This is a genomic window from Stenotrophomonas sp. Nf1, assembly GCF_003028475.1.
Classification (GTDB): Bacteria; Pseudomonadota; Gammaproteobacteria; order Xanthomonadales; family Xanthomonadaceae; genus Stenotrophomonas.
Genome location: NZ_PYTV01000012.1, coordinates 56,760 through 82,830 on the forward strand (window position 1 = coordinate 56,760; position 26,071 = coordinate 82,830).

Consider the following 26,071-nt stretch of genomic DNA (forward strand, 5'->3'; position numbering starts at 1 on the left):
GAAACACAAAGGAACACCGATGCAGACCGCCCCGCTGGATTTCCGCCTGGCGACCCGTGCCGACGAAGAACGGCTGATCGCGCTGATGCGCGAGTTCTACGCCGAAGACAGGATCGACTTTGACGATGCACGCGTGCGCCGCGGCGTGGATGCGTTGCTGGCCGACCCGCGCAACGGCGAGGTGCTGCTGTGGTTGGACGAGGCCGGTGAGGTGGTCGGCTACGCGGTCATCGCGATGGGCTTCAGCCTGGAGCAGGGCGGCCATTTCATGCTGCTGGATGAGCTGTACCTGGCCCACCGTGCACGCGGTCGTGGCCGCGGCAAGCAGGCGCTGGCCATCTGCGAACAGCGTGCGCGTGGCCGTGGCGTCAGCCGCCTGCGCCTGGAAGTGAACCACCACAACGAACTGGCCCGCCGCCTGTACCTGGCCAGTGGCTACATCGATGACACCCGCGACCTGCTGACCCTGCCGCTGGACCACCCGCGCCCGGAGGGCATCCTGTGAGCCAGGCGCTGCTGCATGCGCTGCGCCAGCGTGCTGCGCTCAACGCGCTGGTGCGCCGCTTCTTCGCCGAGCGCGATGTGCTGGAAGTGGAAACGCCGATCCTGTCGGTGGCCGGCAATACCGAGCCAAACATCGACAGCTTCCACACCGATTTCAGTGGGCATGTCGATGCGGGTGGCCGCCGCCGCTGGTTGCGGACCTCGCCGGAGTATCCGCTCAAGCGGCTGCTGGCGGCCGGTGTCGGCGATTGCTACGAGCTGGGCCGGGTGTTCCGCAACGGCGAGGCCGGCGGCCGCCACAATCCCGAGTTCACCATGCTGGAGTGGTATCGGGTGGGCTGGGATCACCACCGTCTGGTGCAGGAAACCGCCGAGCTGGTCAACCAGGCGCTGGCCCTGGTCGGCCGCACGGCGACGCTGCGCGTGCTGAGCTACCGCGAGCTGTTCCAGCACTACCTGGGCATCGACGCGTTCGATGCCGATGAATCGGCGCTGCGCGCCGCGCTGGGCGAGGTGCATATCGATCCGGTCGGCTTGACCCGCGACGATTGGCTGGACCTGCTGATGACCCATCGCATCCAGCCCGGCTTCGATGACAACGTCATGACCGTGGTTCATGACTGGCCAGCCAGCCAGGCAGCGCTGGCGCGCATCCGCCCCGGTTCGCCGGCACTGGCCGAACGGTTCGAGCTGTACCTGGGCACGGTCGAGCTGGCCAACGGATATCACGAGCTGAACGATGCCGACGAGCAGCGTGCACGCTTCCAGCGTGACCAGCAGCGGCGTCATGCACGCGGGCAGGTGCAGCCGGCGCTGGATGAGGCGTTGCTGGCCGCATTGCCGTCGATGCCGGCGTGCGCAGGGGTGGCGGTGGGCGTGGATCGCCTGCTGATGGCGATGGAGCGCACGCCGCGCATCGCCGATGTGCTGGCGTTCGATTTCGCCCATGCATGAACATCGTCCGCTGCCGGACATCAAAGACTGAACGGATTGCCGGATCCACGCGCTTGCTTCAGCAAGCAGGATGATGCTCTTATCACGGGCGATGCGGGACACTGGCATCGGAATTCGTCCACTCCTGTTGGGGAAGGCATTGGTCAAGTGGTTTGCGGTTGTTGCGGTACCGGTCTACTCCATCGCGCTCTGGGGTGCTTGGCTGCCGTTCTCCGCGTCCGCCCAGCAGCCGGGTTATGACGAGGAAGTGGTCACCTGCGAATCACGCGACATGGGCTGGGTGCACTGCGATATCGAGGTCGCCAATGGCGTCGACCTGATCCGGCAGCTGTCCAGCAACAGCTGTATCCGCGGCAGCGAATGGGGGACCGATCGCAGTGGCGTCTGGGTCACCCTTGGCTGCCGCGCCGAGTTCCGTGCGCGCCGTGCGCCGGGCGCCGCCGCAGCGGCCGGCAGCGACGGCAAGCGCCAGTTCCGCCGCGTGGTGCGCTGCGAGTCCAACGGCCGCCCGCAGAGTTGTCCGGTCCGCCTGGATGGGGCGCCGGTGCGCCTGCTGCGCCAGCTGTCCGTACTGCCGTGCCGCGAAGGGCAGGGCTGGGGCTACAAGCGCAACGAAGTGTGGACCAGCCGTGGCTGCCAGGGCGATTTCGAAGTGGCCGATGAGCAGGGCCGCTTCGTCGATATGCCGCGCCGGCTGACCTGCGAATCGAAGTCAAAGAAGCGGCGCTTCTGCGGGGCGAGCATCTCCGTCGGCGCGGTCGTGTCCCAGCAGCTGTCCAGCACGCCCTGCGAGGAGGGCAGCACCTGGGGCTGGAGCCGCAACGGGATCTGGGTGGACGGCGGCTGCCGCGCCGAATTCTCGGTGAATTGAGCCCTGGCGGGCTCCAACCGCGCAGGACGTGGCCCTACAATGGGCCCATGAACACTGCCCCTGACATCGATTACGCCCGCTATGACCACATCCGCCCGATCCTCTGGACTGGCGATGCCCTGCAACTGCTGGACCAGCGCAAGCTGCCGTTCGTGGTCGAGCACGTGGTCTGCCATGACAGTGACGAGGTTGCCTCGGCCATCCACGCACTGACCGTGCGCGGCGCGCCGGCCATCGGTATTGCCGCGGCCTGGGGTGTGGTGCTTGCGGCACGCGGGGTGCAGGCCGCCGATGGCGTGCACGCCCTGCAGCAGCTGGAGCCGGCACTGCAACGCCTGAACGCCTCGCGCCCGACCGCAGTCAATCTGGCCTGGGCGCTGGCGCGCATGCGCCGTTGCCTGACTGCCGCAGGCGCCGACTGGAAGGTGTTGCTGGAGGCCGAAGCGCAGGCCATCGCCGAAGAGGATCTGGCCGCCAACCGCCACATGGGCGCGCTGGGTGCGGGCCTGATCGAGGCCGGCAGTGGCGTGCTGACCCACTGCAATACCGGTTCGCTGGCCACTGCCGGCTTCGGCACCGCGCTGGGCGTGATCCGTGCCGGCATGGCCCAGCACCGCATTGCGCGGGTGTTCGCCGGCGAGACCCGGCCGTGGCTGCAGGGCGCGCGCCTGACCGTGTGGGAGCTGCAGCAGGACGGCATCGACGCCACCCTGATCGCCGACTCGGCGGCCTCGCACCTGATGAAGACCGGTGCCGTGCAGTGGGTGATCGTCGGTGCCGACCGCATCTGCGCCAACGGCGATACCGCCAACAAGATCGGCACCTACCAGCTGGCCATCGCCGCCCGCCACCACGGCGTGAAGTTCATGGTCGTGGCACCGTCCTCGACGGTGGACATGGACACCGTGGACGGCAGCCAGATCGAGATCGAGCAGCGTGACCCGGGCGAACTGTACGGCGTGGGCGGTACCCGCACCGTGGCCGAAGGCATCGCCGCCTGGAACCCGGTGTTCGACGTCACCCCGGGCGAGCTGATCGACGCCATCGTGACCGAGCGCGGCGTGATCCTGAACCCGACCGCCGGGAACATGCGCGCCGCCTTCGGCGGCTGACGCACGGGGCGTCCCCGGGGTCAGATCCCTTTTCGCAGGAAAGGGATCTGACCCCAGCCCCCGGCCTGACCGGGCCCGCCCGGTAGATCCACGCCATGCGTGGATGGATCTCCGTTCCGCAGCCGGCAACCCCCTAAGTTCCTGATTTGTGCCGGTAAAATCCCCGTAAAAGGCGGCGGAAAACGGCCCGTTGTGGTAGTATCCACAGGTTGAATCGAGGTTCCGGCGCGACCCCCTCCCGCAGAGGGCTGCGCCGGACTGGACCGCTACCAGACAACGGAACCCGAATGGCAGAAACCGCCAAGGAAATCATCCAGGTCAACCTGGAAGACGAGATGCGCAAGAGCTACCTCGATTACGCCATGAGCGTGATCGTGGGCCGCGCGCTCCCGGATGCGCGCGACGGCCTCAAGCCGGTGCATCGCCGCGTGCTGTTTGCGATGAATGAACTCAACGCGCACAGCAACAAGCCCTACTTCAAGTCGGCGCGTATCGTCGGTGACGTCATCGGTAAGTACCACCCGCATGGCGATCAGTCGGTGTACGACACGCTGGTGCGCCTGGCACAGCCGTTCTCGCTGCGCTACATGCTGGTCGATGGCCAGGGTAACTTCGGCTCGATCGATGGCGACTCGGCGGCAGCGATGCGATACACCGAAGCGCGCATGTCGCGCCTCGCGCACGAGCTGATGGCCGACATCGACAAGGAAACCGTCGATTTCCAGCCCAACTACGACGAGAAGGAACTGGAGCCGACGGTCATGCCGACCCGGTTCCCGAACCTGCTGGTCAATGGTTCGGCGGGTATCGCGGTGGGCATGGCGACCAACATCCCGCCGCACAACCTGAGCGAATCGATCAACGCCTGCATCGCGCTGATCGACAACCCGGACATCGATGTCGATGGCCTGATGGAGTACATCCCGGGCCCGGATTTCCCGACCGCCGGCATCATCAATGGCACCGCTGGCATTGTCGCCGGCTACCGCACCGGCCGTGGCCGCGTGCGCATCCGTGCCAAGGCCGATATCGAAGTGGCCGACAACGGTCGCGAATCGATCATCGTCACTGAAATTCCTTACCAGGTGAACAAGGCGCGTCTGATCGAAAAGATCGCCGAGCTGGTCAAGGAAAAGAAGATCGAAGGCATCAGCGAGCTGCGCGATGAGTCCGACAAGGACGGCATGCGCATCTACATCGAGATCAAGCGCGGTGAATCTGCCGAGGTTGTGCTGAACAACCTGTACCAGCAGACGCAGATGGAATCGGTGTTCGGCATCAACATGGTGGCGCTGGTCGATGGCCGCCCGCAGTTGATGAACCTCAAGCAGATGCTGGAGGCCTTCGTCCGCCACCGTCGCGAAGTGGTCACCCGCCGCACGGTGTTCGAGCTGCGCAAGGCGCGCGCCCGTGCCCACGTGCTGGAAGGCCTGACCGTCGCGCTGGCCAACATCGACGAGATGATCGAACTGATCAAGACCTCGCCGAACCCGAACGAAGCCCGCGAGCGCATGCTGGCACGGGTGTGGGAGCCGGGCCTGGTCGGTGCGATGCTGGGTGCCGCCGGCGCCGAAGCCTCGCGTCCGGAAGACCTGCCCAAGGGCGTGGGCCTGATCGAGGGCGGCTACCAGCTGACCGAGATCCAGGCCACCCAGATCCTGGAAATGCGCCTGCACCGCCTGACCGGGCTGGAGCAGGACCGTCTGACCGATGAGTACAAGCAGCTGCTGGAAGTGATCGCCGGGCTGATCCACATCCTGGAAGATCCCGACCGTCTGCTGCAGGTGATCCGCGAAGAGCTGGTCAGCGTCAAGGCCGAGTTCGGCGACGAGCGTCGTACCGAGATCCGCCACAGCGAAGAAGACCTGGACATCCTCGACCTGATCGCGCCGGAAGACGTGGTGGTCACCGTGTCGCACGCCGGCTACGTCAAGCGCCAGCCGGTGAGCGTGTACCGCGCGCAGCGCCGCGGTGGCCGTGGCCGCAGTGCGGCGGCGACCAAGGAAGAGGATTTCATTGAACAGCTGTGGCTGGTCAACACGCATGACACGCTGCTGACCTTCACCAGTTCGGGCAAGGTGTTCTGGCTGCCGGTCTACCAGTTGCCGGAAGCGGGCTCCAACGCCCGTGGCCGCCCGATCATCAACTGGATCCCGCTGGAACCGGGCGAACGCGTGCAGGCCGTGCTGCCGGTGCGCGAGTACGCCGATGGCCAGTTCGTGTTCTTCGCTACGAAGAACGGTACGGTGAAGAAGACCCCGCTGGGCGAGTTCGCCTTCCGCCTGGCCCGCGGCAAGATCGCGATCAACCTCGACGAGGGCGATGCGCTGGTCGGCGTCGGCCTGACCGACGGTGAGCGCGACATCCTGCTGTTCGCCTCCAACGGCAAGACCGTGCGCTTCGGCGAGGACAAGGTCCGCTCGATGGGCCGTACCGCCACCGGCGTGCGCGGCATCAAGATGCCGGCCGGCGAGGAAGTGGTCAGCCTGATCGTGGCCGAAAGTGCCGGTGGCATCGAGGACGAGAACGAGGACGACAACGGTGTCGAGGAAGCCACCGCCAATGGCGATGCGGTGATCGACGGCGCCGACGACGCCAGCGTTCAGTACATCCTGACCGCCACCGAGAACGGCTACGGCAAGCGCACCCCGCTGCCGGACTATCCGCGTAAGGGCCGTGGCACGCAGGGCGTGATCGGCATCCAGACCACCGAGCGCAACGGCAAGCTGGTGGCCGCAGTGCTGATGGGGTCGGGCGACGAAGTGCTGCTGATCTCCGACGGCGGCACCCTGGTGCGTACCCGTGGCTCGGAAATCAGCCGCGTCGGCCGCAACACCCAGGGTGTCACCCTGATCCGCCTGTCCAAGGACGAGAAGCTGCAGGCGGTGGAGCGCATGGATGCCTCGATCGACGAGGACGAGGACGAGGTGGTTGCCGCCGCCCCGGCCGCGACCGACGGCGCACCGGCTGCTGCCAGCAGCGAGGACGCCGCGCAGGAGTGATCCTGCCGCGATGAGAGGTACCCGACGACGCCGGCCCCGTGCCGGCGTTGTTGTATCCGGCGCTCACCGCACGCGCACTTCACAGCGACGATGGGATAACAGGTCATGCTGCCCCGGAGATCGACGATGTCCGCCACGCCGCAGTCCGCCGCCCCCGTTGTGTCCCGCCATCCGCTGGTGACCGTGCTGTCGCTGCTGCTGATCGTGCTTGGCCTGGTCATCGGCGGCCTCGGCGCGTGGCTGCTCAGCCTGGGAGGTTCGGCGTACTACGCCATCGCCGGCGCCGGTCTGCTGGCCAGCGGCATTCTGCTGTTCGGCAACCGGCGCAGTGGCGCGCTGCTGTACGCGCTGGTGTTCATCGGAACGCTGCTGTGGACCTGGTGGGAGTCGGGCGGCGATTACTGGCGATGGGTACCACGGCTGGGTCTGGTGACCGCACTGGGCATCGTGCTGGCGCTGCTGGCACCGACCCTGCGTACGCCCGTTTCCAGACGGCTCTCGCGTGCGCTGGCTGCTGTGCTGCTGCTGGTGTTCGTGGCCGCGTTCGGCCTGGCGTTTGCGCCGCAAGGTGAGGTGGATGGGCATCAGCCGTTCCCGGAAGGCGCGGTCAGCGCCGGCCTGGAACCGACCCGTGACACCACCGGGCTGCAGCCGGCCGACCAGCCTGCCGACGGCGACTGGCCGGCCTGGGGCCGCAGCAACGCCGCCACCCGTTACTCGCCGCTGCAGCAGATCACGCCGGCCAACGTCGGCACGCTGCAGCTGGCCTGGCAGTTCCGAACCGGTGACCTGCCGAAGAAGCGTTGGGGCGCGGAAACCACGCCGCTGAAGATTGGCGACCGCCTGTACCTGTGCACCGCGCGCAATCGTCTGATCGCCCTCGATGCCGGCAGCGGCAAGGAGCTGTGGCGGTTCGATCCGAAGGTCAAGGACGCTTCGATTCCCTATACCGCCGCCTGCCGTGGCGTGAGCTACTACGAGCAACCCAGCACGCCGACCATCGCCGATGCGGTGCTGGCCGACGTGGCCGCTGATCTGGCGCTGCCCGAGCCACCGCCCACCGTCACCCGCAATGCCGCACCCGGCAGCCATCCGGCCTGCTGGGCGCGCATCATCGAGGGCACCCTGGACGGCCGCATCATCGCCGTGGATGCGGACAGCGGCCGCCCCTGCGCCAATTTCGGCAACAACGGCCAGGTCGACATCACCCTGGGCATGGGCGAGGTGCCGCCGGGTTATGTGTCGATCACCTCGCCGCCGGCCATCGTGCGCGGGGTGATCGTCACCGGCCACCAGGTGCTCGATGGCCAGCGCCGGGATGCGCCGTCGGGGGTGATCCAGGCCTACGATGCGATCAGCGGCAAGCTGCGCTGGGCCTGGGACATGGACCAGCCCGAGCGCAACGGCCTGCCGCCACGCGAACAGACCTACACACGCGGTACGCCGAACATGTGGACCACCGCCACCGGTGATGAGGCATTGGGCCTGGTCTATCTGCCGCTGGGCAATGCCGCCGGCGACTACTGGAGCGGCTCGCGCAGCGAAGCGCAGAACCGCTATTCCACCTCGCTGGTGGCCATCGATGTGGCCACCGGCAAACCGGTCTGGCATTTCCAGGCCGTGCGCAAGGATGTATGGGATTACGACCTGGGTTCGCAGGCCAGCCTGATCGATTACCCGACCGCGGCCGGCAAGGTGCCGGCGATCCTGCTGCCGACCAAGCAGGGCGACCTGTACATCCTCGATCGCCGCAATGGCCAGCTGCTCAGCGCCGCCGAAGAGCGCAAGGTTCCAGTTGGCGGTGTCGAACCGCAACAGCGTTCGCCCACCCAGCTGTTCTCGCTGTACCACACGCTGCGGCGCGAGCATGACCTGACCGAGCGCGACATGTGGGGGCTGACCCCGATCGACCAGCTGGTCTGCCGCATCCAGTTCCGCAAAGCCTACTACGAAGGCTTCTACACGCCGCCGAGCAGCGACCGCCATTCCATCGAGTATCCAGGCTACAACGGTGGTTCGGACTGGGGCAGCGTCTCCATCGATACACGGCGTGGCGTGATCGTGGCCAACTACAACGACATGCCCAACTACAACCGGCTGGTACCGCGTGCGGAGGCCGACCGGCGGGGCTGGCTGCCGCGCGAGAAGATCCGCGCCGACAAGGGCGGTGGCGAGGGCGCCGGCGATCCGCAGGTGGGCACGCCGTATGCCATCCAGGTCAACGCCGGCTGGCGGCTGCCGTTCACCGGCCTGCTGTGCAAGCAACCGCCCTACGGCGGCATCCGCGCCATCGACCTGCGCACCGGCAAGCTGCTGTGGGATCGCCCGTTCGGCAGTGCACGCGGCAATGGGCCGTTCGGCATCCGCTCCGGCCTGCCGATCGAGATCGGCACACCGAACAATGGCGGCTCGGTGATCACCGCCAGTGGCCTGGTGTTCATCGCCGCGGCCACCGACGATCTGCTGCGCGCCATCGATCTGAAGACCGGCAAGGAGCTGTGGCACGCCAAGCTGCCGGCCGGTGGCCAGGCCAACCCGATGGTGTACGAACAGGGCGGCCGCCAGTACGTGGTGATCATGGCCGGCGGCCACCATTTCATGGAAACCCCGAAGGGCGATTACGTGATGGCGTACGCGCTACCGGCAGGGCACAAATAGAGGTGGCCATCGGCCGCCCCCATTGCATGGCGTCGGATCACACCGTCACCACCACCTTGCCGATCTGCTCGTTGGATTCCAGATAGCGGTGTGCGTCCTGGATCTGCGCGAACGGGAACACCTTTGCGATCATCGGCACCAGCGTGCCCTTGTCCAGGCCGTCGACGATGAAGGCCTTGGCCCGCGCCAGCGCGGCATCATCAGCGACGATTTCCGAGTACAGGTAACCCTTCAGCGTCAGCGACTTGCCCAGCACGTTGAACAACGGGAACGGCGTCGGTTCGCTGCTCAGCGCGCCGTACTCCAGCAGGATGCCGCCGCGCGCCATTGCATCGGTCAGTGCATTGAACTGCGGGCCGCCGATCGGATCGAACACCACGCGGGCACCGGCGCCGCCGGTGATGCGTGCCACTTCGGCGGCCAGATCCTGATCCTGGGTGGCGATGACATGCGCGGCGCCGGCGTTGAGCAGGGCCTGGCGCTTGCCCGGGCCGCGGGTCACCGCAATCGGCGTGGCACCGACCGCGTTGGCGATCTGGATGGCGGCCAGGCCGACGCTGCTGCTGGCTGCGGTGATGATGACGAAATCCCCGGCGATCAGATGCGCCTGCTCCAGCAGCGCGCCCCAGGCGGTGACGTACTGCATCCACACGGCCGCCGCGGTTTCAAAATCCAGCGCCTGCGGATGCTTGACCACCAGCCGCGCCGGCACATTGGCCAGCTCGCCGTAGGTGCCCCAGCGCGCGATATCCAGCGGCGGCACCACGCTGACCGCATCGCCAACGGCCAAGCCGTTCACTGCACTGCCGAGCGCTTCGACCACGCCGGCCGCTTCGTAGCCCAGGCGGCTGGGGAACTGTGCCTGCTGCAGATAGGCGCCGTTGCGGAACATCACCTCGGCGCGGTTCAGGCCGATCGCCTTGACCCGGATCTGCACTTCGTCGGCGGCGGGGGCGGGAACGTCGATCTCGTCGATGCGCAGCACATCGGCGTTGCCATATTCGTGGATGCGGACTACCTGACTCATGGGGGGCTCCAGGGAAGGGCCGGCGCTCGGGCCGGCGGGGACGTGGCGGCCACTATGCGCGTGGTCTGCATCCAGAATAAGGGGTAATCTGGCGTTTCATTGGAAAACATCCGTTTGCAATGGACCTGATCGTTCCCCTTCGGACCTTCGCCAAGGTGGCCGAGGTCGGCTCGTTCGCCGCTGCCGCCGACGCGCTGGACCTGTCGCCGCAGCTGGTCGGCAAGCACATCCAGGCGCTGGAGCAGCACCTGGGCGTGCGCCTGCTCAACCGCACTACGCGCAAGCAGAGCCTGACCGACTTCGGCCAGGCCTATCTGGCGCGGGCGCGGGTGATCCTGGAGGAAGTGGAGGGCGCCGAACAGCTGGCCGAAGTGGCGCGCGGGCGGCCGATGGGGCGCCTGCGCATCAGCGCGCCGGTCACCTTCGGCGTACATGCGCTGGGCCCGGCGGTGGTGGCCTACATGCAGGCCTATCCAGACGTGCAGGTTGATCTGAATCTGTCCAACAGCCTGGTCAACATCGTCGAAGACGGTTACGACCTGGTGTTCCGCACCGGTGATCTGGCCGACAGCGGACTGGTGGCGCGGCGGCTGGGGCCGTATCCGCTGGTACTGTGCGCGGCGCCGGCCTACCTGGCGTCGCGTCCGCCAATTGCCCACCCGAATGACCTGAGCCGGCACGAGTGCCTGGGCTTCGCGCATTCGATCATCCGCACCCGCTGGAGCTTCTTCGATGCCGACGGCGGTGTGCTGACCGTGCCGGTGTCCAGCCGCTTCATGGTCAACCAGGCCGAGCCGTTGCTGACCGCTGCGGTGGGTGGGTTGGGGCTGATCCTGCAGCCGCACGAGATGCTGGCCGCCGCACTCACGCGCGGCGAACTGGTGGAAGTGCTGCCCGGCTTCGTGCCGGTGTCGACCTGGATCAACCTGGTGTACCCGCGTGATCGCCAGCTGACGCCCAAGCTGCGCAGCTTCCTGGATTTCTGCGTGGCGCGCTTCAATGAGCAGAGCATGGCGCGGCGATAGCGCGGGTATCGGTTAGCATTCCGGCGCCCCTCTGCGAAGGATCGCCCCGTGATGTCCATTCCGCCGTTCCATCCTGCCCTCGGCGTGCTGCTGCTGGCGTCGTTGTCCGGCGGTCGCGCGCCTGCGCAGGCGCTGGCCGAGTGGGAGGCACGTGGGCGTGCCGATGGATTGGCGCGACCGGACACGCCATGCCAGGATTTCCTGCAGGCGATGGGGCGGAAGCCGGCTGGGCTGGAGTACGTGGGCTGCAGCCAGGACGACGCGTCCTACATCAAGCCCATGCAGGCCCACTACCGCGTCGCCGGCGCACGCGCCGAGCAGGTCGAAGCGTATCTGCACGCGACGTTCGGAATGCCGATGTTGCGTTACACCTGCTGTGGCTGGAGCAATGGCGGGCCCTACAGCTGGCGCGCAGGTGCAGACACAGTGAGGTACCAGATCGGGATGGGCGTGGAATCGCTGCCGCATCCGCGCAGCGAGTGGCGGCGCATCGAAGCATTCAACGTCACCGTGGAGGTGACGCGGCAGAGCCCGTAGCGTGGATGCGGTAGGCGGATGCTTGCTCTAGGATGCGTGCAGGGATCCCTGCAAAGGAACTGCGATGAAGGCTGTTGGACGTCTGCTGCTGTGCGCTGCGTTGGCCTGTCCGCTTCTGACGGCCGTGCCGGTTTTTCCTGCGATTGGCGCAACCACCTCCGCGCCTGCACATCCGCATGCGCAGGACGCCATCGATGACTGGCTTGCGGCTTTCAACGCAGGCAGCCTCGATGCGTTGCAGGCTTTCGCCGACAAGTATGCGAAGAAGGAAGGCAGTGCTCCCAAGGACTATCTCGAGTTCCGCGGGAGTACCGGCCCGCTGCGCGTGCTGGAAACGCGCGAGGGCGCGTCTGGTCAGGCGAAGCTGCTGGTGATGGGCCAGCTGAACGAGCGTGCGATGTGGGTGACGGCGGAGATGGACGCGGACCATCCAGCGCACCTGAAGCTGTTCCAGATCGAAGGCACCGAAATACCGGACAAGTACAAGCCGGAGCGCGTTGCGGTGCCGGCCCTGATGGCTGACGCCAGGACGAAGCTGGACGCGCTGCGCGCACAGGACGCGCTGTCGGGAGCGCTGTTGGTGGCGCGCAACGGCCACGTGCTGCTGGATTGGCGGGGCGGCCAGGCGGATCGCGAAGGCGGTATTCCGGTGCGGGCGGATACGCGCTTCCGGCTGGCGTCGTCCAACAAGATGTTCACCTCGGTGGCCATCCTGCAGCTGGTGCAGGCCGGCAAGCTGGGTCTGGACGATACGATCGGCAAGCACTTGCCAGACTATCCGAACAAGGCCGTCGCCGCTGAGGTGACTGTCCGCCAGTTGTTGACCCACACCAGTGGCCTTGGCGATTTTTTCAGCGATGATTTCGACCAGTATTCGGCCTCGCTGAAGACGCTGGATGACTACGTGCAGCGCTTCGCCGAGGATGCACCGCAGTTCACGCCCGGCAGCCAGGACGGCTACTCCAACTATGGCTTCATCGTGTTGGGGCGCCTCATCGAGGCCGTTTCAGGACAGTCGTACTATGCCTATGTGGAGCAGCACATCCTGCGACCGGCTGGCATGACCGGCACCGGCTTCGAACCGGAAACGATGAAGGTGCCACAGCGTGCCGTCGCCTACACGAAGAAGGACGGGCAATGGGTGCGTGAAACGAAGTCGCTGCCCTGGCGCGGCATGTCCGCCGGTGGCGGCTACAGCACGGCCACCGACATGCTGAAGTTCGCCGAGGCATTGCGCGGCGGAAAGCTGGTCTCGCCGGCACTGCTGCAGCAGGCCACCACGGGGCAGAATCACAAGCGCTGGTATGGCTTTGGCTTCGTGGTGCAGGGCGAGGGCAGGGAACACCAGTATGGCCACGAAGGCGGTGCGCCGGGGTCGAACAGCGCCATCGTGGTGATGCCTGCGCAGGGATATGTGATCGTTGGCCTGGCCAATGTCGATCCGGACGCGATCGGGAACGTGGTCAACTACATCGCGCGGCGGTTGCCGTTGCAGTGAGCGTGGGGCGATGGATGTAGAGTCGACCGTTGGTCGACTCTCGCGCCAAGCGCGGGCGTTTCGATCTTTCCGCGAACGGCAGTCGACCAGCAGTCGACTCTACCCATTGGACGCCACCCAGTCGACGTCATCCGGTCGGGGCCGGCACCCGCACCATCTTCGTCATCAGGTGCTCGACCACGCCGGCCGGATCGGCGGTGCGGCCCACGTGCGTGCTCGACATCTGCACGATCGAGCTGCGCTTGGCAGTGAGGAAGTGGAAGCGTGCACGTGCGGGCAGCTGCGCGATCGGCCCAGCGCCGGCATCGCCGCGGCAGATCGCCACGATCGCATCCAGCCACGGCTGCAGTGCCTCCTGGTCCAGCGTTGGTGCGAACGCGTGCAGGCGTGCCGGATCGATCTCGATGGCCGCTTCCAGGTGCCGTGCACCGGGGCAGGACACGATCACCCCGACGTTGATGAACTCTTCGCGTTCCACCCGCGGTACCACGCGGATGACCGCATAGTCATACGTGTGCAGCGTGGGCATGGATGGCCTCCTGCACGAACACCGCACGCACGTTCAGGCGATGCTTGAGATAGTCGATGTAGCCCTGCCGATAGGCCTGCGGGCTGTCGAAGGCAGGCTCGTTCACCAGCCAACTGTCGGGCACCAGGCCGACGATGCGCTCGATCTCGGCATCGGTCAGGCGTGCAGCCAGTTCGGCATCGACCTCGGCGATACGGCTGGCGAAGGACAGCAGCACATGGTCGCGGATCAGCACGAACGGTTTCTCGCAGGCATCGCCGGCATTGGCCCAGTCGTGGTGGAAGTACATCGCCGCACCGTGGTCGATCAGGTACAGCTGGCGGTGCCACACCATCAGATTGGGATTGCGCGTGGTGCGATCGACATTGCTGGTGAACGCATCGAACCAGACGATGCGCGACGCCAGATCGGCGTCCACCGGCATCGCGGCCGGGTCGTAGTTGATCGCGCCGGGCAGGTAGTCCAGGCCCAGGTTCAGGCCCTCGCTGGCACGGATCAGCTCCTGGATCTCCGGATCAGGCTCGGTGCGGGCGAACTCGCGGTCCAGTTCGACGAACAGGATCTCCGGAATCGGCAGGCCCAGCGTGCGCGCCATCTCGCCGGCAATCAGCTCGGCGATCAGCGCCTTCGGGCCCTGGCCGGCACCGCGGAACTTCAGTACGGCCATGCCGTCGTCGTCGGTCTCGACCACGGCAGGCAGGGAGCCGCCTTCCCGCAGCGGGGTGATGTAACGGAGGGCATGTACGGTGCGCATGGGCGCATTCTAGCGTGGCGCCCGGGCCGTCGCGCCGGAGACGAGCAGGGCCCAGGCTTAACGAACAGGTAGCGCGCGAATCATCGTGTAGCGACCGCCGGCAATCTTCACTTCTTCCTTCCGCGCGGGGTGGCAGCATGCGTTCCAACGGAGCAACACGCCCGCGTGTGACCTTCAACAGGAGGCCGTCATGCCGCTACAGTGCAGCTGTCATGCTTCACCCTGTATGCAACGCAACGCGTGGTGTTGACCTTGACCTGACACGGTCACGCCCCCGGCACGGATGGCCGTTTCCCCGCAGTTCCAGACACCTTTCACACATCGCGACCCCGGTATGGCCCGGCCGGTCCTGCGATCCAGGCACTTGCGCCCCGAGATGGACCCCTGCGTCGCCGTTGGCATTGGCAACGCGGGAGGCTGCCGAATCCACGATGTCCCCACAGGCTTTGGAGGTGCACCGATGAGCGACGAATTCACTCCCATGCTGCCGCCCCTGGACGATGCCAAGGCCGAGGAAATGATCGGCAAGGTGGTGCTGGTCGGCGTCACCCGCTATGGCGGCGACGGCCAGGTGCAGGGTCTGGAACAGTACGCCGGCACCGTGCTGCGCATCAGCGCCGATGAAGGCGTGGTGCTGGCCGACGAAGATGATGGTCATGAGCACTACCTGCCGCCCATGCTTGACCAGTACCAGCGGGCCGCGCCCGGCGAATACCGCATGCGCAACAGCGGCATGATCGTGGTCGACCCTGATTACCTGACCGCCTGGGATCTGCACGCCCAGCAGTAGTGCGAGGCCATGCCTGGCAGATGCCGGCCCGCCGCCGGCCTCTCCGGGTGTGTTCGACTTTGCTCCATCCGGCCACTAGTCCTTCCGGCCCATTCCCCCCACCTGCTGCGGTGCTAGATTCGGGCTCTTGCCCGTCCTAGGGCTCCATTCACACTGCAGGGGATAAGGATGCTGATCCGTCGAACCTCGCTGGCGGCGGCGGTTGCCGTTGCCACTGCCGGCCTGCTGGCCGCTGGCCCGGCGCTTGCCGATTACGCGAAACCGCCGGAGCACCTGCTCAAGGTGCTGAAGGCACCACCGCCGCCGGCGCCGAACGTGGCCCCGGGTGGCCAGCGCCTGCTGCTGACCACCGCGCAGACCTATCCGTCGATCAGCCGGGTTGCCCAGCCGTACTTGAAGCTGGCCGGCGTGCGCCTGGAACCGAAGAACCGCAGCCGTCACGACACCCCGGGTGGCTACGGCATTCCGGCGTGCGTGGCCGACTTCACCCTGGTCGACATCGGCAGAGGCAAGGAAACCCGGGTGAACCTGCCGCAGGGCTGCGCCACCGGCGCGCTGTGGTCGGCCGATGGCAGCCATTTCGCCTTCCAGAATGCGGTCGATACCAGCGTGCAGCTGTGGGTGGGCGACGCCGCCACCGGGCAGGTGAAGCAGATCCCGAACGTGCAGCTGAACCCGATCTTCGGCAACACCGTGCAGTGGCTGGGCGGCAGCCAGAATCTGCTGGTGAAGCTGGTGCCAGCCAACCAGGGCCCGGCACCGTCCAACGGCGGTGTACCCACGGGCCCGGATGCGCAGGAATCGCTGGGCAGCAGCGGCGAGAGCAGCACCTATGAGGCGCGCGATACGCTGACCAGCGTGCATGATGAGAAGCTGTTCGCCTACTACGGTGCCTCGCAGCTGGCCGTGGTCGACACCGCCGCCGGCAGCGTGCGTCCGGTCGGGCAGCCGGCGTTGTTCAACGACGTCAGCGCCGCGCCCGACGGCGTGCATGTGCTGACCGAATCGATCAAGGCACCGTACTCGCATGCGGTGACCTACCAGCGCTTTGCCAACGACGTGGCCGTGCTGGACATCACCAGTGGCAAGGCCACGCCGATTGCCAGCCTGCCGCTGGCTGACCGCGTTCCGGTGCACGGCGTGCCGGAAGGCCCGCGTGGTTTCGACTGGCGCGCCACCGATCCGGCCACCCTGGTCTATGCCGAAGCGCTGGACAAGGGTGACTGGAAGGTCAGCGTGCCGCACCGCGACCGTGTGCTGATGCTGAAGGCGCCGTTCAACGGCAAGCCGGTGGAGATCGCCCGCACCGCGCAGCGCTTCGAGGGCTACGCATGGACTGCCGATCCGGCCGTGGCGTTCCAGTACGAGAATGACGAGAACCGGCACTGGGTGCAGACCCGCATCGTCGATGTGGACCAGCCGAAGAAGGAAGGCCGCCTCCTGTGGGACATGTCCAGTGATGAGCTGTACGGCGACCCCGGCAACCTGGTCTTCACCCGCCTGCCCACCGGTGCTCAGGTCGTGCGCCAGGACGGCAACCATGTCTTCCTCAGCGGGCGCGGCGCCTCGCCGCAGGGTGACCGCCCGTTCCTGGACCGCCTGGACCTGGGCTCGCTGAAGAGCGAACGACTGTTCCGCAGCAGCGCCGATGCGTACGAGCAGTTCCTCGGCTTCAGCAGCACGCCCGGCCGCTATCTGACCTGGCACCAGTCGGTGATCGATCCGCCCAATGCCTTCATCCGCCAGCAGGGTGAGGCGGTGGCCGACGCGAAGGCCGGCGAGGCCCAGTTCGCGTCCAGTGCCACTGGGCTGACCCAGCTGGCCGACCCGACCCCGGAAGTGCGCCAGATCAAGAAGCAGCTGGTGACCTACAAGCGTGCCGACGGCGTGGACCTGTCGTTCACCCTCTACACGCCGCCGGGCTACAAGCAAGGCCAGCGCGTGCCGGCGATCCTGTACGCCTACCCGGCAGACTTCGCCAACGCGGCACAGGCCGGCCAGGTGTCCGGTTCGCAGCAGACCTTCACCCGTCTGCAGCCGTACCGCCTGATGCTGCTGGCCGGTTACGCGATCATCGACAACGCCTCGTTCCCGATCGTGGGCGACCCGAAGAACGCCTACGACACCTACCTGGAGCAGCTCGAAGCTGATGCCAAGGCGGCGGTGGACAAGGCGGTGGACATGGGCGTGGTCGACCGCAACCGCATCGGCGTGACCGGCCACAGCCATGGCGGCCTGATGACCGCCAACCTGATCGCGCACACCAACCTGTTCAAGGCCGGCGTGGCCACCAGCGGTTCGTACAACAAGACCTTCACCCCGTTCGGCTTCCAGAACGAGCGTCGTTCGGTGTGGCAGGCGCAGGACGTGTACCTGAAGGCGTCGCCGTTCTTCTATGCCGACAAGATCAAGCTGCCGCTGCTGCTGGTCCACGGTGAGGACGATGCCAACCCCGGCACCGAGCCGTTCCAGTCGCGCAAGCTGTACCAGGCAATCCGCGGCAACGGCGGCACCACCCGCCTGGTGATGCTGCCCAACGAGCCGCACTGGTACACCGCGCTGGAATCGAACGAGCAGCTGGTGGCGGAAATGCTGAACTGGTTCGACACCTACGTGAAGAACGCCAAGTAGCCTCGAGCTTGCTCGACGGCGCAGCAAAGGCCGCCTGCGGGCGGCCTTTCTGCATCCCGTAGCGTCGAGCTTGCTCGACGACGCAGCTGCATCCCGTAGCGCCGCGCCATGCTCGGCTTCCGTTCGCTGCAACTGCAGACGCAGGCACGCCCCATGAAGTCATGGTTGTTGGCCCTTGCCCTGTCCGTGCCGTCCGTCTCGTCAGTGGCGATGGCTGCCCAGCCGCAGATGAGCGTCGAGGTGAAATACGAAGCACCATATTCCGGTGTCCGGCTGCACGTTTCCCCCACAACAGGAGTGGGCACGACGGGCGCTGGCCACGCAGGGCCTGCGACGGCGCATGGCACGGCATTTCGAAGGCATGTGGACCGATGACGGCCCATTGATGACCATGGTAGTGAAGCGATCAGGTCGTCCGGTCCAGATCGGTTGGTTGCAGGACCGGCTGCGCAGCGATCTGGCGAGGGAGTTGCTGGAGTGTGGAGCGCGGGGCAGGGGATCTGCCGGGTAATCAACGGCCCGTGTTCTGCAATCAACGGTGGCGGGCTGGTAACGGCGTGTTACCGGCACATTCCGGCGCCCTGCAAATCGGCTAGGCTGCGCCTGGAAGCCCGTTCCAGGTCGGTGCAATGAACGCTCTCATTCTTGCTGCAACGCTGTCGTTGGCCCTGGTTTCAACCGCTCACGCCCAGCCGCTGCCCGCTGAGCTGGCGCAGCTGGGGATCATCGCCGGCATGCCCTACGCCAAGGCCAAGCGCCTGCTGGATGCTGCCGGGTGGCAGCCAACCGCGGCGGCGGGCGCTGCCGAACCCCTGGAAGGCTTTCCGGAGATTCGATGCCAGAAGGGCGGCACGCAGTGTGCGACGACCTTCGAAAAGAGCGGCCAGCAGATCGCGGTGCGGGTGGGCATGACCCTGGCCGGGCAGCCGTTCGTGCAGGGCGCCGACTGAGCCTGCGCCGCCGTCACGCCAGCGGCAGGCGGTCCTGCGCGTGCGACAGCCGGTCGTGCAGCTCGCGCACATGTTCGGCCTTGGCATGCACCCGCGTGGTATCACCGAAGCTGCGCAGATAGGCGCAGGCCGCGAAGCCGGCGCTCTTCTTTTCGTACTCGGCGATCCAGGCCAGGCGGTCGGGGTTGCTGGCCTGCTCGGCGGACCAGGCCGCCACCGGCGGCCGGATGCGGTACTTCAGGCCGACCCGCCATGGCTTGGGGGTCAGCCGCGCACGGAAGCAGTGCTGCAGCCGGCACATGCGTGCGTACAGTGCATCGGTGCCGAGGGCCTTGAACAGGCCCTGCAGCTGCTCGTCTTCGGGCGGGAACGTCGCGTGCATCGCCAGCAGACGCAGGCCGGCCGGGGTGCGGTAGGCGCGCAGGTGCCAGTCCGGGTGCCGTTCGCTGAAGGCCGCCACCCGCTGCAGTGCGATGCCTTCGGCACCGCCGGCGGCGGCGAGGCGCTGCCGCCGGCGTGCCAGCACTGCCGCGTTGACCAGCAGCAGTGCCACCACGCCCAGCACCAGCCCCGCCAGCCAATGCCAGAGCAGGGTGCCGGTGATGGCGCCGGCCAGCAGCACCGCGGCGGCGATGAGGGCCGGCATCACGCAACCGCCCGGCGCAGGGGCGTGGTCGATGTCGGTGAACAACACATCCGGACTGTTCAGGCACAACGCGCCGTAGCTGTTGCGGGTGATCACCACGTCGCCATCGCGCTGCACGATCTGTTCGCGGATCGGCACGCCTTCCACGCCGTAATTGCTGCGCACCTCGCGGCGCGGCAGCGGCTGGCCGGCAACGATGGCGTTGAGTGCCTCGTTGGCGCGGGCATCGGCATGTGCCTGGGCTTCGGCGGGGCCCTCATCGGACCAGCCGAAGCGGCGCACGACCAGCGCACGGCCACGGAAACGGGCCTGCACGCGGGCTTCGGCCCAGTAGGCGGGAACGATCATCATGGTGCGTGCTCCGTCATCCGTGGCTGGCTGCCCGGGGGAGTCTGGCATAGCCCAGGGGTTGCCGCATCCACCTGCTGCGGCGGGTCGGGCAGAGTGGTAAATTGCGCGCCTTGCATGCACACCACCAAGGACGGAGCGATGTACATGATCCTGCGCGGCCTGCTGGCCCTGGCCTGTGCCGGGGCGGTGGGCGTGGCCGCCGCCGCACCGGCGGGGCCGCAGATCCTCACCGAGGATGTCGGCCGCTTCTACGCGATTTACGACAGTGCGGATGGCAAGCCCAGCGTGGCCCAGTTGCGCGGCTACATGGCCGAGGGCTCAACCGGCCTGGCCGAGCTGGCCAAGGCGCGCCGGGTCACCGCTGAACGCATCGCCGAGGCCATCGCCAACCAGCCGGCGCTGTACGCGCAGGGACGGAACTGCCTGGCCGAGCTGCCGGCGGTGAAGCAGCGCCTGGTGCAGGTGTTCGCCAACCTGCAGGCGATCTACCCGCAGACCACATTTCCTCCGGTGACCATCGCGGTGGGCCGCGGCCGGCCGGTCGGCCTGACCTCGAAAAGTGGCGTGATCATCGGCCTGGAAGCGCTGTGTGCGGCCGATTTCATGAATGCCAACGTGCAGGATCGTTTCGTGCACGTGATCGCGCACGAGTACGTGCACATCCAGCAGACCGGCCTGATCGATGTCGAACCGGGTGACCCACGCGCGACGGTGCTGCGCATTTCGCTGGGCGAAGGGATTGCCGAGTTCATCACCGAACTGATCTCCGGCAACGTTGGCAATGGGCGCCACGCGGCGTGGACGCGCGGCCGCGAAGTGCATATCGAAAGCGCATTCGCACTCGACCTGGACAGCACCGACCTGTCGCCGTGGCTGTACAACTACACGCCCGGTTCGCAGGAGCCCTACGACCTGGGTTACTGGGTGGGTTACCGCATCGCCAAGGCGTACTACCTGCAGGCCAAGGACAAGCGCGAGGCGGTGCGCGCGCTGGTCCAGCAGGATGACCCGAAGGCGATCCTGGCCGCCAGCGGTTGGACGCCGGGCATGTGGATGCCGGCCAAGGTGACCGGCGTCGCGGCGCGCTCGGCTTCGCGATGAGCCGGGCAGGCAGCGCTAGACTGCGGGTCTGGTTTCCTGGAGAACCCGCATGCGTGGATCCATGCTGCTGGCCACTGCCATCACCGTTGCCATGGCGCTGAGCGCCCCGCTGAAGGCGGCTGAACCTGTGGCGGTCAATCCGCTGCTGCTGAAGCCGGTTGAACAGCTACGCGCGGACGAGGTGCGTTTCATGCAGCAGCGCCTGGCCGATTGGCCGCAGCTGCTACGCTACCGTGACGCCAACGCGCAGCTGCCCGCCGCCGTGGCCGGCCAGCCGCGCGTGGTGTTCTACGGAGATTCCATCACCGAAGGCTGGGGCAGGGAAGGCAGCGCCTCGTTCTTTGCCGGCAAAGGCTGGCTCAACCGCGGCATCAGTGGCCAGACCACGGCGCAGATGCTGCTGCGTTTCCCGCAGGATGTGCTGGCGCTGAAGCCACAGGCGGTGGTGATCCTGGCCGGCACCAACGACCTTGCCGGCAACACCGGCCCTTCCACGCAGGCGATGATCGAAGACAACCTGCATGCGATGGTGGATCTGGCGCGCGCGCACGGCATCGGCGTGGTGCTGGCCTCGGTGCTGCCGGTCAGCGAGTACCCGTGGATGCCGGGCATCACGCCGGCACCGAAGGTGCGTGCGTTGAACGCGGCGTTGAAGCGTTATGCCGAGGCGAAGCAGCTGGTCTACCTGGACTACTACACGCCGATGGCCAATGCGGCCGGCGGCCTCGATCCGCAGCTGGCCGAGGACGGTGTGCATCCGACGGCGCAGGGCTACGCGCGCATGGCACCGTTGGCAGAAGCGGCCGTCAGCCGTGCACTGAAACAGAAGTAGCGCTGGCGGACAGGCTGGCCTGCAACCACCCGCAGAAGCCGATCACCAGCGGATCGGCCGCGCTGTCCTCATGCACCAGCCAGCTCCAGCGCGGGCCGCGCACGCGCGCGTCATCCAGTGCCTGCAACTGTCCCTGTTGGCAGGCCCGCGCCGCCAGCAGCTCGCTCACCAGAGCAATGCCCAGCCCCTGGCAGGCGGCGTCCAGCAGCTGCCCCGGCTCGGAGAAATTCATGCCCTCGCGACGCTGGCCGACGTCGGCACCGCCCTGCACCTGCCATTGGCTCCAGTCCATCTCGCGCTCGCCGTGCAGGGTCAGGCGCTCATGCACCGGCGTGGCCAGCAGCGCCGGGTGGCAGGCCGGATAGAGGCGGTCCTGCAGCAGCACGCGGTGCTGGCAGTGCGCCTGTGAATCGAGGTCATCGCGTACCGCGATGTCCAGGGTCTGCGCGGTCATGTCCGGCGCTTGTTCGCTGGTCAGCAGCCACAGGTCGGCATCGGGATGCAGGCGATGGAAGTGCGCCAGGCGTGGCACCAGCCAATGCCGCGCGAAGGCCGGGCTGGTGTTGACGATCAGTTGATTGGGCTTGCGGTACTGATCAAGCCGGCGGATGCCACTGGCCAGCTGCCGCAGCAGGGACTGGGTGGTTTCCAGCAGGTCGATGCCGGCGTCGGTGAGGGTGACACTGCGGCCCTGGCGGAAGAACAGTGGCTGCTGCAGCGAGGCCTCCAGCCCGCGGATCTGCTGGCTGATCGCCGACTGGGTCAGGTGCAGTTCCTCGGCCGCGGCCTGGAAACTGCCCAGCCGGGCGGCGGCTTCGAAGCCGCGCAGGGCGTTCAGCGGGGGCCAGTGCTTGAGCATCTCAGATAAGCAGAACTGTTCAATTAATGGCTGAATCTATCGTTTGTTCTTATGCGTCGGCAAGCGCAGCATGGTCTGACCCCCAACCCCGTGGAGCCCGTCATGCCTAACCGTCGTCACTTCCTTACCCAGCTGGCCGGTGCGGCCGGGCTTGGCGGCCTGGCGGCACTGGGCCTGGCCGGCCTGCCGGGCCGTGTTGGGGCAGCGGCCCCAGGCGCGGGCGCCTGGCGCATGCCCGATGAACATGGCCCGCAGGAGCGCGTTTTCCTGTCCTTCGCGGCGCAGCCGCGGGTGTGGGGGGCGCAGGCCGATGCAGTAAACAGCGCCGTGGCGCGGCTGGCCCGTACCATCGCTCGCCACCAGCCGGTCAGCGTGCTGTGCCGCCCCGCGCAGCGGAAGCAGGCACAGGACCGTTGCGGCCGCGACAACATCGAATTCCTGGAGGTGCCGCTCGATGACATCTGGGTGCGCGACTACGGCGGTTGTTTCGTCACCGACGGCCAAGGCGGACTGGGCCTGGTTGATTTCAACTTCAACGGCTGGGGCGGCAAGCAGAGCGCGCGCAGCGATGGCGCGGTGACACCGTGGCTGGCGCAGGTGACCGGCGCAACGCTGCTGGAGAGTGATCTGGTTGGCGAGGGGGGCGGCATCGAAGTCGACGGCCACGGCACGGCCATTCTCACCGAGAGCTGCTGGGTGAACCGCAACCGCAATCCGGACTGGTCGCGCGCGGATATCGAGGCCGAGCTGAAGCACCACCTCGGCCTGCGCAAGGTGATCTGGTTGCCCGGCATCGCCGGCGAGGACATCACCGATGCGCACGTGGATTTCTATGCACGCTTCGTGCGCCCCGGCGTGGTGATCGCCAACCTCGACAACGATCCGGAGTCCTACGACTACGATCTGACCCGCGAACACCTTGAGATCCTGCGCGATGCGACCGACGCCGATGGCCGGCGCCTGCAGGTGCACACGCTGCCGCCGCCGCTGGACGGGCGCGACAACGTGCATACCCGTGACAACGACGATCTGGCGATGGGCTACATCAACTATCTGCCGATCAACGGCGCGGTGGTCGCGCCGCAGTTCGGTGACGATGCGGCAGATGGCTACTGCCGCGAATTGCTGGAGGATCTGTACCCCGGCCGCGTGATCGAGCAGGTGGATATCGACGCGATTGCCGGCGGCGGTGGCGGCATCCACTGCGTGACCAAGAACATGCCCAGGGTCTGATGCGGCTCAGGCGTCATCCCGCTTCAGCGCCGCATCCGCTGCCAGCAGCGCTTCGGCGGCGGCACTGAGCGGCGGTGACGGCGGCGCGACCACGCCGATGGCTTCCATCATCGTCGGCATGCCCACGAACTGGCGCGCGCGGCGGTCGTAGATGCCGGTGACCAGCAGTGCACGGGTGGCGATCTTCTGTTCGCGGCCGATCAGCACGCGCTGCTCCATGATGCCGCGCGAGCCGACCCAGCCGACCAGGCGCGTTTCCAGGGTGAAGCGCTGGAACGGCTTCAGCTCGCGGCGGAACTGGATGGTGCCGGCGCCGACGATCGGTGCCCACTTCTCACGCAGCGCCACCCGGCCCAGGCCCATGCGCAGGATCAGGTCCAGCCGGCCCAGATCGAAGATGTTCCAGTAGCGGCCGTTGGTCATGTGCAGGTTGCTGTCCAGGTCGTTGGGCAGCACGCGGAACTGCAGCCGCGAGACCCCGAACGGGGCTTCCAGCTTCGGCCGGAACAGGCTGCACAGCAGCAGGTGGAGCAGGCGGAACCAGAGATTCATGGTTATGACGACTGTTATAGAACGGTCGGTACGCTAATCTATGACGACTGTCCTGGCAAGGAACCCCGCCGTGAGCCCGCGACCCTCTGACGCCCCGCAACGGGTGATTGATGCTGCGGCACAGATGCTGGCACGGGTCGGCCTCAACGCGACCAGCATCCGCGAGGTGACCAAGCTGGCCGACGCGCCCCTGGGCTCCACCTACCATCATTTCCCAGGTGGCAAGCAGGAACTGCTGGCACGCGCCACGCACATGGCCGGCGACAAGGTGGAGGCGCTGCTGGTGGAATTGCTGAAGGGCGGCGCGGCACAGGGCCTGCAGCAGTTCCTGGCGATGTGGCGCGAACGCCTGCTGCGCACGCAGTTCCGTGCCGGTTGCCCGGTGCTGGCGGCCGCAGTGGAAGAGCCGATGGATGCCGCACCGAGCCAGCCACGTGTGGCCGCCGCCGAGGTGTTCGTGCGCTGGCAGGGGCACCTGGCGGCTGCCTTCATCGCCGATGGCCACGACGCGACCGCCGCGGCCGGCCTGGCCAGCCTGGTGATTGCCAGCGTGGAGGGTGCGGTGGCGATGAGCCGCGCGCTGCAGGATATCGCCCCGTTCGACCAGGTGGCCGCGCAGCTGCTGAAAGCGGCTACGCCGCCCTGATCATCCGGCCGTATCCGGTAGATCCACGCCACGCGTGGACGAGCGCGTAACGCCCGGTGCTGCCTGATCAATGAAGCTGCGCGCGCGCTCGACGCGGCGCCGTGTCGCGATAGAATCCGGCCATCACCGCCTACGCGTGCCCGGCAAGGACGTCCGCATGCAGCATCAGGTTTCCGAGATCGCTGACCGCGTTGCCTCCCGCCTACGGGGGGCGGCATGAAGAACCCACGCCATTTTTCCATCAGCGCATTGAAGCTGTGCAGGAGCCGCGGCAGCGAAGTCGTGCGTGCGCGGCGGCACCTGCAGCAGCGTGGCTGGCCCCGGCTGCAGATGGCCCTGATCGTTGCGCTGACCGGAGCCGCCGGGTTCCTTGTCTCGCATCTGCTGCGGCTGGCCGGTGTCGAGGTCCTGCTGCTGCGCTACCCGCTGGCGGTACTGCTGGCCTACGGTGTGTTCCTGCTGCTGATGTGGATCTGGATCCGTTGGCGGTGGGAAAACGTGCTCGATGCGCTGTCGTCGGAGGTGGGCGGAGGCACCCCATCGGCACACGGCAGCGTCGCGCAATCGCCGTGGAGTAGTGTCGGCGGCCGTTCCGGTGGTGGCGGTGCGTCTGCCTCGTGGAATGAGCCGGCAGCGCAGAGCGAGGTTGAGGTGAGCGAGGTGCCGCTGGCCGGACTGGCCGAAGACGAAGCCGGGCTGCCATTGCTGGCCGTCCTCGGCATCGACGCTCTGGTGGCTGCCGTGCTGCTGGCCAGCGTGTGGGTGGTGTGGTCGGCGCCGCTGCTGATGGCCGAACTGCTGGTGGACGCGGCCATTGCCGGTGGCCTGTACCGGCGCATGCAGGGCATGCAGGAGCAGGGCTGGTGGCGGGTATGCGTGACGCACACGCTCTGGCCGCTGCTGGGCCTGCTGTTGTTCTTTGCGATCGTGGGCTGGCTGGCCCAGCAGCTGGTACCGGGCGCGGCCAGCCTGCTGGAAGTCTTCCGCGGGTTGTGACCGCGCCGTGGCG

23 protein-coding genes are annotated in these 26,071 nt (G+C 67.1%); 17 read left to right on the top strand and 6 right to left on the bottom strand.

Annotated elements, in window-relative coordinates; genetic code table 11:
- Window positions 1-19: 19 nt before the first annotated feature.
- The 6 genes from C9412_RS18600 to C9412_RS18625 all read left to right on the top strand — a co-directional run bounded on the left by C9412_RS18600 (window position 20) and on the right by C9412_RS18625 (window position 9,101).
- Window positions 20-505: a GNAT family N-acetyltransferase gene (locus tag C9412_RS18600; RefSeq protein WP_107232965.1), complete on the top strand. Its 486-nt coding sequence runs from the start codon at window positions 20-22 to the stop codon at window positions 503-505.
- Complete coding sequence (gene epmA, locus C9412_RS18605; protein ID WP_107232966.1) at window positions 502-1,458, top strand: EF-P lysine aminoacylase EpmA; 957 nt, start codon at window positions 502-504, stop codon at window positions 1,456-1,458. The genes C9412_RS18600 and epmA overlap by 4 nt, the downstream gene beginning before the upstream one ends.
- Window positions 1,459-1,597: 139 nt before the next feature.
- Complete coding sequence (locus C9412_RS18610; protein WP_107232967.1) at window positions 1,598-2,329, top strand: DUF3011 domain-containing protein; 732 nt, start codon at window positions 1,598-1,600, stop codon at window positions 2,327-2,329.
- A 47-nt stretch (window positions 2,330-2,376) separates the two neighbouring features.
- On the top strand, window positions 2,377-3,441 hold the full coding sequence (gene mtnA, locus C9412_RS18615) for an S-methyl-5-thioribose-1-phosphate isomerase (RefSeq protein WP_107232968.1): 1,065 nt from the start codon (window positions 2,377-2,379) through the stop codon (window positions 3,439-3,441).
- 287 nt (window positions 3,442-3,728) lie between these two features.
- Window positions 3,729-6,443 carry a DNA gyrase subunit A gene (gene gyrA, locus C9412_RS18620; protein WP_107232969.1) on the top strand — a complete coding sequence of 905 codons (2,715 nt, stop codon included), beginning with the start codon at window positions 3,729-3,731 and terminating at the stop codon, window positions 6,441-6,443.
- A gap of 126 nt (window positions 6,444-6,569) precedes the next feature.
- A complete protein-coding gene (locus tag C9412_RS18625; protein WP_107232970.1) occupies window positions 6,570-9,101 on the top strand; it encodes a membrane-bound PQQ-dependent dehydrogenase, glucose/quinate/shikimate family in 2,532 nt (843 codons plus the stop codon).
- 37 nt (window positions 9,102-9,138) lie between these two features.
- Here C9412_RS18625 and C9412_RS18630 read toward each other — a convergent pair whose 3' ends face one another.
- Window positions 9,139-10,128, bottom strand: coding sequence for a zinc-dependent alcohol dehydrogenase family protein (locus tag C9412_RS18630; RefSeq protein WP_107232971.1), 990 nt, complete (start codon window positions 10,126-10,128; stop codon window positions 9,139-9,141).
- Window positions 10,129-10,247: 119 nt separating this feature from the next.
- Between C9412_RS18630 and C9412_RS18635 the strand changes: the two genes are divergently transcribed.
- The 3 genes from C9412_RS18635 to C9412_RS18645 all read left to right on the top strand — a co-directional run bounded on the left by C9412_RS18635 (window position 10,248) and on the right by C9412_RS18645 (window position 13,188).
- On the top strand, window positions 10,248-11,153 hold the full coding sequence (locus C9412_RS18635) for a LysR substrate-binding domain-containing protein (protein ID WP_107232972.1): 906 nt from the start codon (window positions 10,248-10,250) through the stop codon (window positions 11,151-11,153).
- A gap of 51 nt (window positions 11,154-11,204) precedes the next feature.
- Window positions 11,205-11,690: a DUF4952 domain-containing protein gene (locus C9412_RS18640; protein ID WP_107232973.1), complete on the top strand. Its 486-nt coding sequence runs from the start codon at window positions 11,205-11,207 to the stop codon at window positions 11,688-11,690.
- A gap of 64 nt (window positions 11,691-11,754) precedes the next feature.
- Window positions 11,755-13,188: a serine hydrolase domain-containing protein gene (locus C9412_RS18645; RefSeq protein WP_107232974.1), complete on the top strand. Its 1,434-nt coding sequence runs from the start codon at window positions 11,755-11,757 to the stop codon at window positions 13,186-13,188.
- A gap of 127 nt (window positions 13,189-13,315) precedes the next feature.
- On the opposite strand, the gene C9412_RS18650 is transcribed toward C9412_RS18645, so the two are convergent.
- Both C9412_RS18650 and C9412_RS18655 read right to left on the bottom strand, forming a co-directional pair.
- Complete coding sequence (locus C9412_RS18650) at window positions 13,316-13,717, bottom strand: DUF3037 domain-containing protein (RefSeq protein WP_107232975.1); 402 nt, start codon at window positions 13,715-13,717, stop codon at window positions 13,316-13,318.
- Complete coding sequence (locus C9412_RS18655) at window positions 13,695-14,471, bottom strand: HipA family kinase (protein WP_107232976.1); 777 nt, start codon at window positions 14,469-14,471, stop codon at window positions 13,695-13,697. Before C9412_RS18655 ends, C9412_RS18650 begins: the two co-directional genes overlap by 23 nt.
- 460 nt (window positions 14,472-14,931) lie before the next feature.
- Between C9412_RS18655 and C9412_RS18660 the strand changes: the two genes are divergently transcribed.
- The 3 genes from C9412_RS18660 to C9412_RS18670 all read left to right on the top strand — a co-directional run bounded on the left by C9412_RS18660 (window position 14,932) and on the right by C9412_RS18670 (window position 18,842).
- The gene (locus C9412_RS18660; protein WP_107232977.1) at window positions 14,932-15,261 is read left to right on the top strand and encodes a hypothetical protein; all 330 of its coding nucleotides are present in this window, start codon (window positions 14,932-14,934) and stop codon (window positions 15,259-15,261) included.
- Between the two features lie 168 nt (window positions 15,262-15,429).
- Window positions 15,430-17,892: a prolyl oligopeptidase family serine peptidase gene (locus C9412_RS18665; protein ID WP_107232978.1), complete on the top strand. Its 2,463-nt coding sequence runs from the start codon at window positions 15,430-15,432 to the stop codon at window positions 17,890-17,892.
- Window positions 17,893-18,521: 629 nt separating this feature from the next.
- Window positions 18,522-18,842 (top strand): hypothetical protein, encoded by a 321-nt coding sequence (locus C9412_RS18670; protein WP_107232979.1) that lies wholly within the window; start codon window positions 18,522-18,524, stop codon window positions 18,840-18,842.
- Between the two features lie 13 nt (window positions 18,843-18,855).
- On the opposite strand, the gene C9412_RS18675 is transcribed toward C9412_RS18670, so the two are convergent.
- Entirely contained in the window at window positions 18,856-19,839 is a 984-nt protein-coding gene (locus tag C9412_RS18675; protein WP_107232980.1) for a hypothetical protein, read from the bottom strand.
- A gap of 138 nt (window positions 19,840-19,977) precedes the next feature.
- On the opposite strand from C9412_RS18675, the gene C9412_RS18680 reads away from it, so the two are divergent.
- Window positions 19,978-20,940: a DUF2268 domain-containing putative Zn-dependent protease gene (locus tag C9412_RS18680; RefSeq protein WP_107232981.1), complete on the top strand. Its 963-nt coding sequence runs from the start codon at window positions 19,978-19,980 to the stop codon at window positions 20,938-20,940.
- 49 nt (window positions 20,941-20,989) lie between these two features.
- Window positions 20,990-21,772 (top strand): SGNH/GDSL hydrolase family protein, encoded by a 783-nt coding sequence (locus C9412_RS18685; protein ID WP_107232982.1) that lies wholly within the window; start codon window positions 20,990-20,992, stop codon window positions 21,770-21,772.
- Here C9412_RS18685 and C9412_RS18690 read toward each other — a convergent pair.
- A complete protein-coding gene (locus tag C9412_RS18690) occupies window positions 21,747-22,631 on the bottom strand; it encodes a LysR family transcriptional regulator (RefSeq protein WP_107232983.1) in 885 nt (294 codons plus the stop codon). The genes C9412_RS18685 and C9412_RS18690 overlap by 26 nt on opposite strands.
- 102 nt (window positions 22,632-22,733) lie before the next feature.
- Between C9412_RS18690 and C9412_RS18695 the strand changes: the two genes are divergently transcribed.
- A complete protein-coding gene (locus C9412_RS18695; RefSeq protein WP_107232984.1) occupies window positions 22,734-23,864 on the top strand; it encodes an agmatine deiminase family protein in 1,131 nt (376 codons plus the stop codon).
- Between the two features lie 6 nt (window positions 23,865-23,870).
- Here C9412_RS18695 and C9412_RS18700 read toward each other — a convergent pair whose 3' ends face one another.
- A complete protein-coding gene (locus C9412_RS18700; RefSeq protein WP_107232985.1) occupies window positions 23,871-24,416 on the bottom strand; it encodes a thioesterase family protein in 546 nt (181 codons plus the stop codon).
- A gap of 70 nt (window positions 24,417-24,486) precedes the next feature.
- Between C9412_RS18700 and C9412_RS18705 the strand changes: the two genes are divergently transcribed.
- Both C9412_RS18705 and C9412_RS18710 read left to right on the top strand, forming a co-directional pair.
- A complete protein-coding gene (locus tag C9412_RS18705) occupies window positions 24,487-25,062 on the top strand; it encodes a TetR/AcrR family transcriptional regulator (RefSeq protein WP_107232986.1) in 576 nt (191 codons plus the stop codon).
- A gap of 216 nt (window positions 25,063-25,278) precedes the next feature.
- Window positions 25,279-26,058 carry a hypothetical protein gene (locus C9412_RS18710; RefSeq protein WP_107232987.1) on the top strand — a complete coding sequence of 260 codons (780 nt, stop codon included), beginning with the start codon at window positions 25,279-25,281 and terminating at the stop codon, window positions 26,056-26,058.
- The last annotated feature ends 13 nt before the right edge of the window (window positions 26,059-26,071 follow it).

What these genes read in the sequence shown, in the direction of transcription:
- C9412_RS18670 (WP_107232979.1), top strand. Translation starts at nt 18,522, where the DNA reads ATGAACGCTCTCATTCTTGCTGCAACGCTGTCGTTGGCCCTGGTTTCA.
- C9412_RS18695 (WP_107232984.1), top strand. Translation starts at nt 22,734, where the DNA reads ATGCCTAACCGTCGTCACTTCCTTACCCAGCTGGCCGGTGCGGCCGGG.
- C9412_RS18630 (WP_107232971.1), bottom strand. Translation starts at nt 10,128, where the DNA reads ATGAGTCAGGTAGTCCGCATCCACGAATATGGCAACGCCGATGTGCTG.
- C9412_RS18675 (WP_107232980.1), bottom strand. Translation starts at nt 19,839, where the DNA reads ATGATGATCGTTCCCGCCTACTGGGCCGAAGCCCGCGTGCAGGCCCGT.
- C9412_RS18680 (WP_107232981.1), top strand. Translation starts at nt 19,978, where the DNA reads ATGTACATGATCCTGCGCGGCCTGCTGGCCCTGGCCTGTGCCGGGGCG.
- gyrA (WP_107232969.1), top strand. Translation starts at nt 3,729, where the DNA reads ATGGCAGAAACCGCCAAGGAAATCATCCAGGTCAACCTGGAAGACGAG.
- C9412_RS18685 (WP_107232982.1), top strand. Translation starts at nt 20,990, where the DNA reads ATGCGTGGATCCATGCTGCTGGCCACTGCCATCACCGTTGCCATGGCG.
- C9412_RS18660 (WP_107232977.1), top strand. Translation starts at nt 14,932, where the DNA reads ATGAGCGACGAATTCACTCCCATGCTGCCGCCCCTGGACGATGCCAAG.
- C9412_RS18625 (WP_107232970.1), top strand. Translation starts at nt 6,570, where the DNA reads ATGTCCGCCACGCCGCAGTCCGCCGCCCCCGTTGTGTCCCGCCATCCG.
- mtnA (WP_107232968.1), top strand. Translation starts at nt 2,377, where the DNA reads ATGAACACTGCCCCTGACATCGATTACGCCCGCTATGACCACATCCGC.
- C9412_RS18655 (WP_107232976.1), bottom strand. Translation starts at nt 14,471, where the DNA reads ATGCGCACCGTACATGCCCTCCGTTACATCACCCCGCTGCGGGAAGGC.
- C9412_RS18650 (WP_107232975.1), bottom strand. Translation starts at nt 13,717, where the DNA reads ATGCCCACGCTGCACACGTATGACTATGCGGTCATCCGCGTGGTACCG.
- C9412_RS18600 (WP_107232965.1), top strand. Translation starts at nt 20, where the DNA reads ATGCAGACCGCCCCGCTGGATTTCCGCCTGGCGACCCGTGCCGACGAA.
- C9412_RS18665 (WP_107232978.1), top strand. Translation starts at nt 15,430, where the DNA reads ATGCTGATCCGTCGAACCTCGCTGGCGGCGGCGGTTGCCGTTGCCACT.
- C9412_RS18700 (WP_107232985.1), bottom strand. Translation starts at nt 24,416, where the DNA reads ATGAATCTCTGGTTCCGCCTGCTCCACCTGCTGCTGTGCAGCCTGTTC.
- C9412_RS18645 (WP_107232974.1), top strand. Translation starts at nt 11,755, where the DNA reads ATGAAGGCTGTTGGACGTCTGCTGCTGTGCGCTGCGTTGGCCTGTCCG.
- C9412_RS18710 (WP_107232987.1), top strand. Translation starts at nt 25,279, where the DNA reads ATGAAGAACCCACGCCATTTTTCCATCAGCGCATTGAAGCTGTGCAGG.
- C9412_RS18640 (WP_107232973.1), top strand. Translation starts at nt 11,205, where the DNA reads ATGTCCATTCCGCCGTTCCATCCTGCCCTCGGCGTGCTGCTGCTGGCG.
- C9412_RS18635 (WP_107232972.1), top strand. Translation starts at nt 10,248, where the DNA reads ATGGACCTGATCGTTCCCCTTCGGACCTTCGCCAAGGTGGCCGAGGTC.
- C9412_RS18690 (WP_107232983.1), bottom strand. Translation starts at nt 22,631, where the DNA reads ATGCTCAAGCACTGGCCCCCGCTGAACGCCCTGCGCGGCTTCGAAGCC.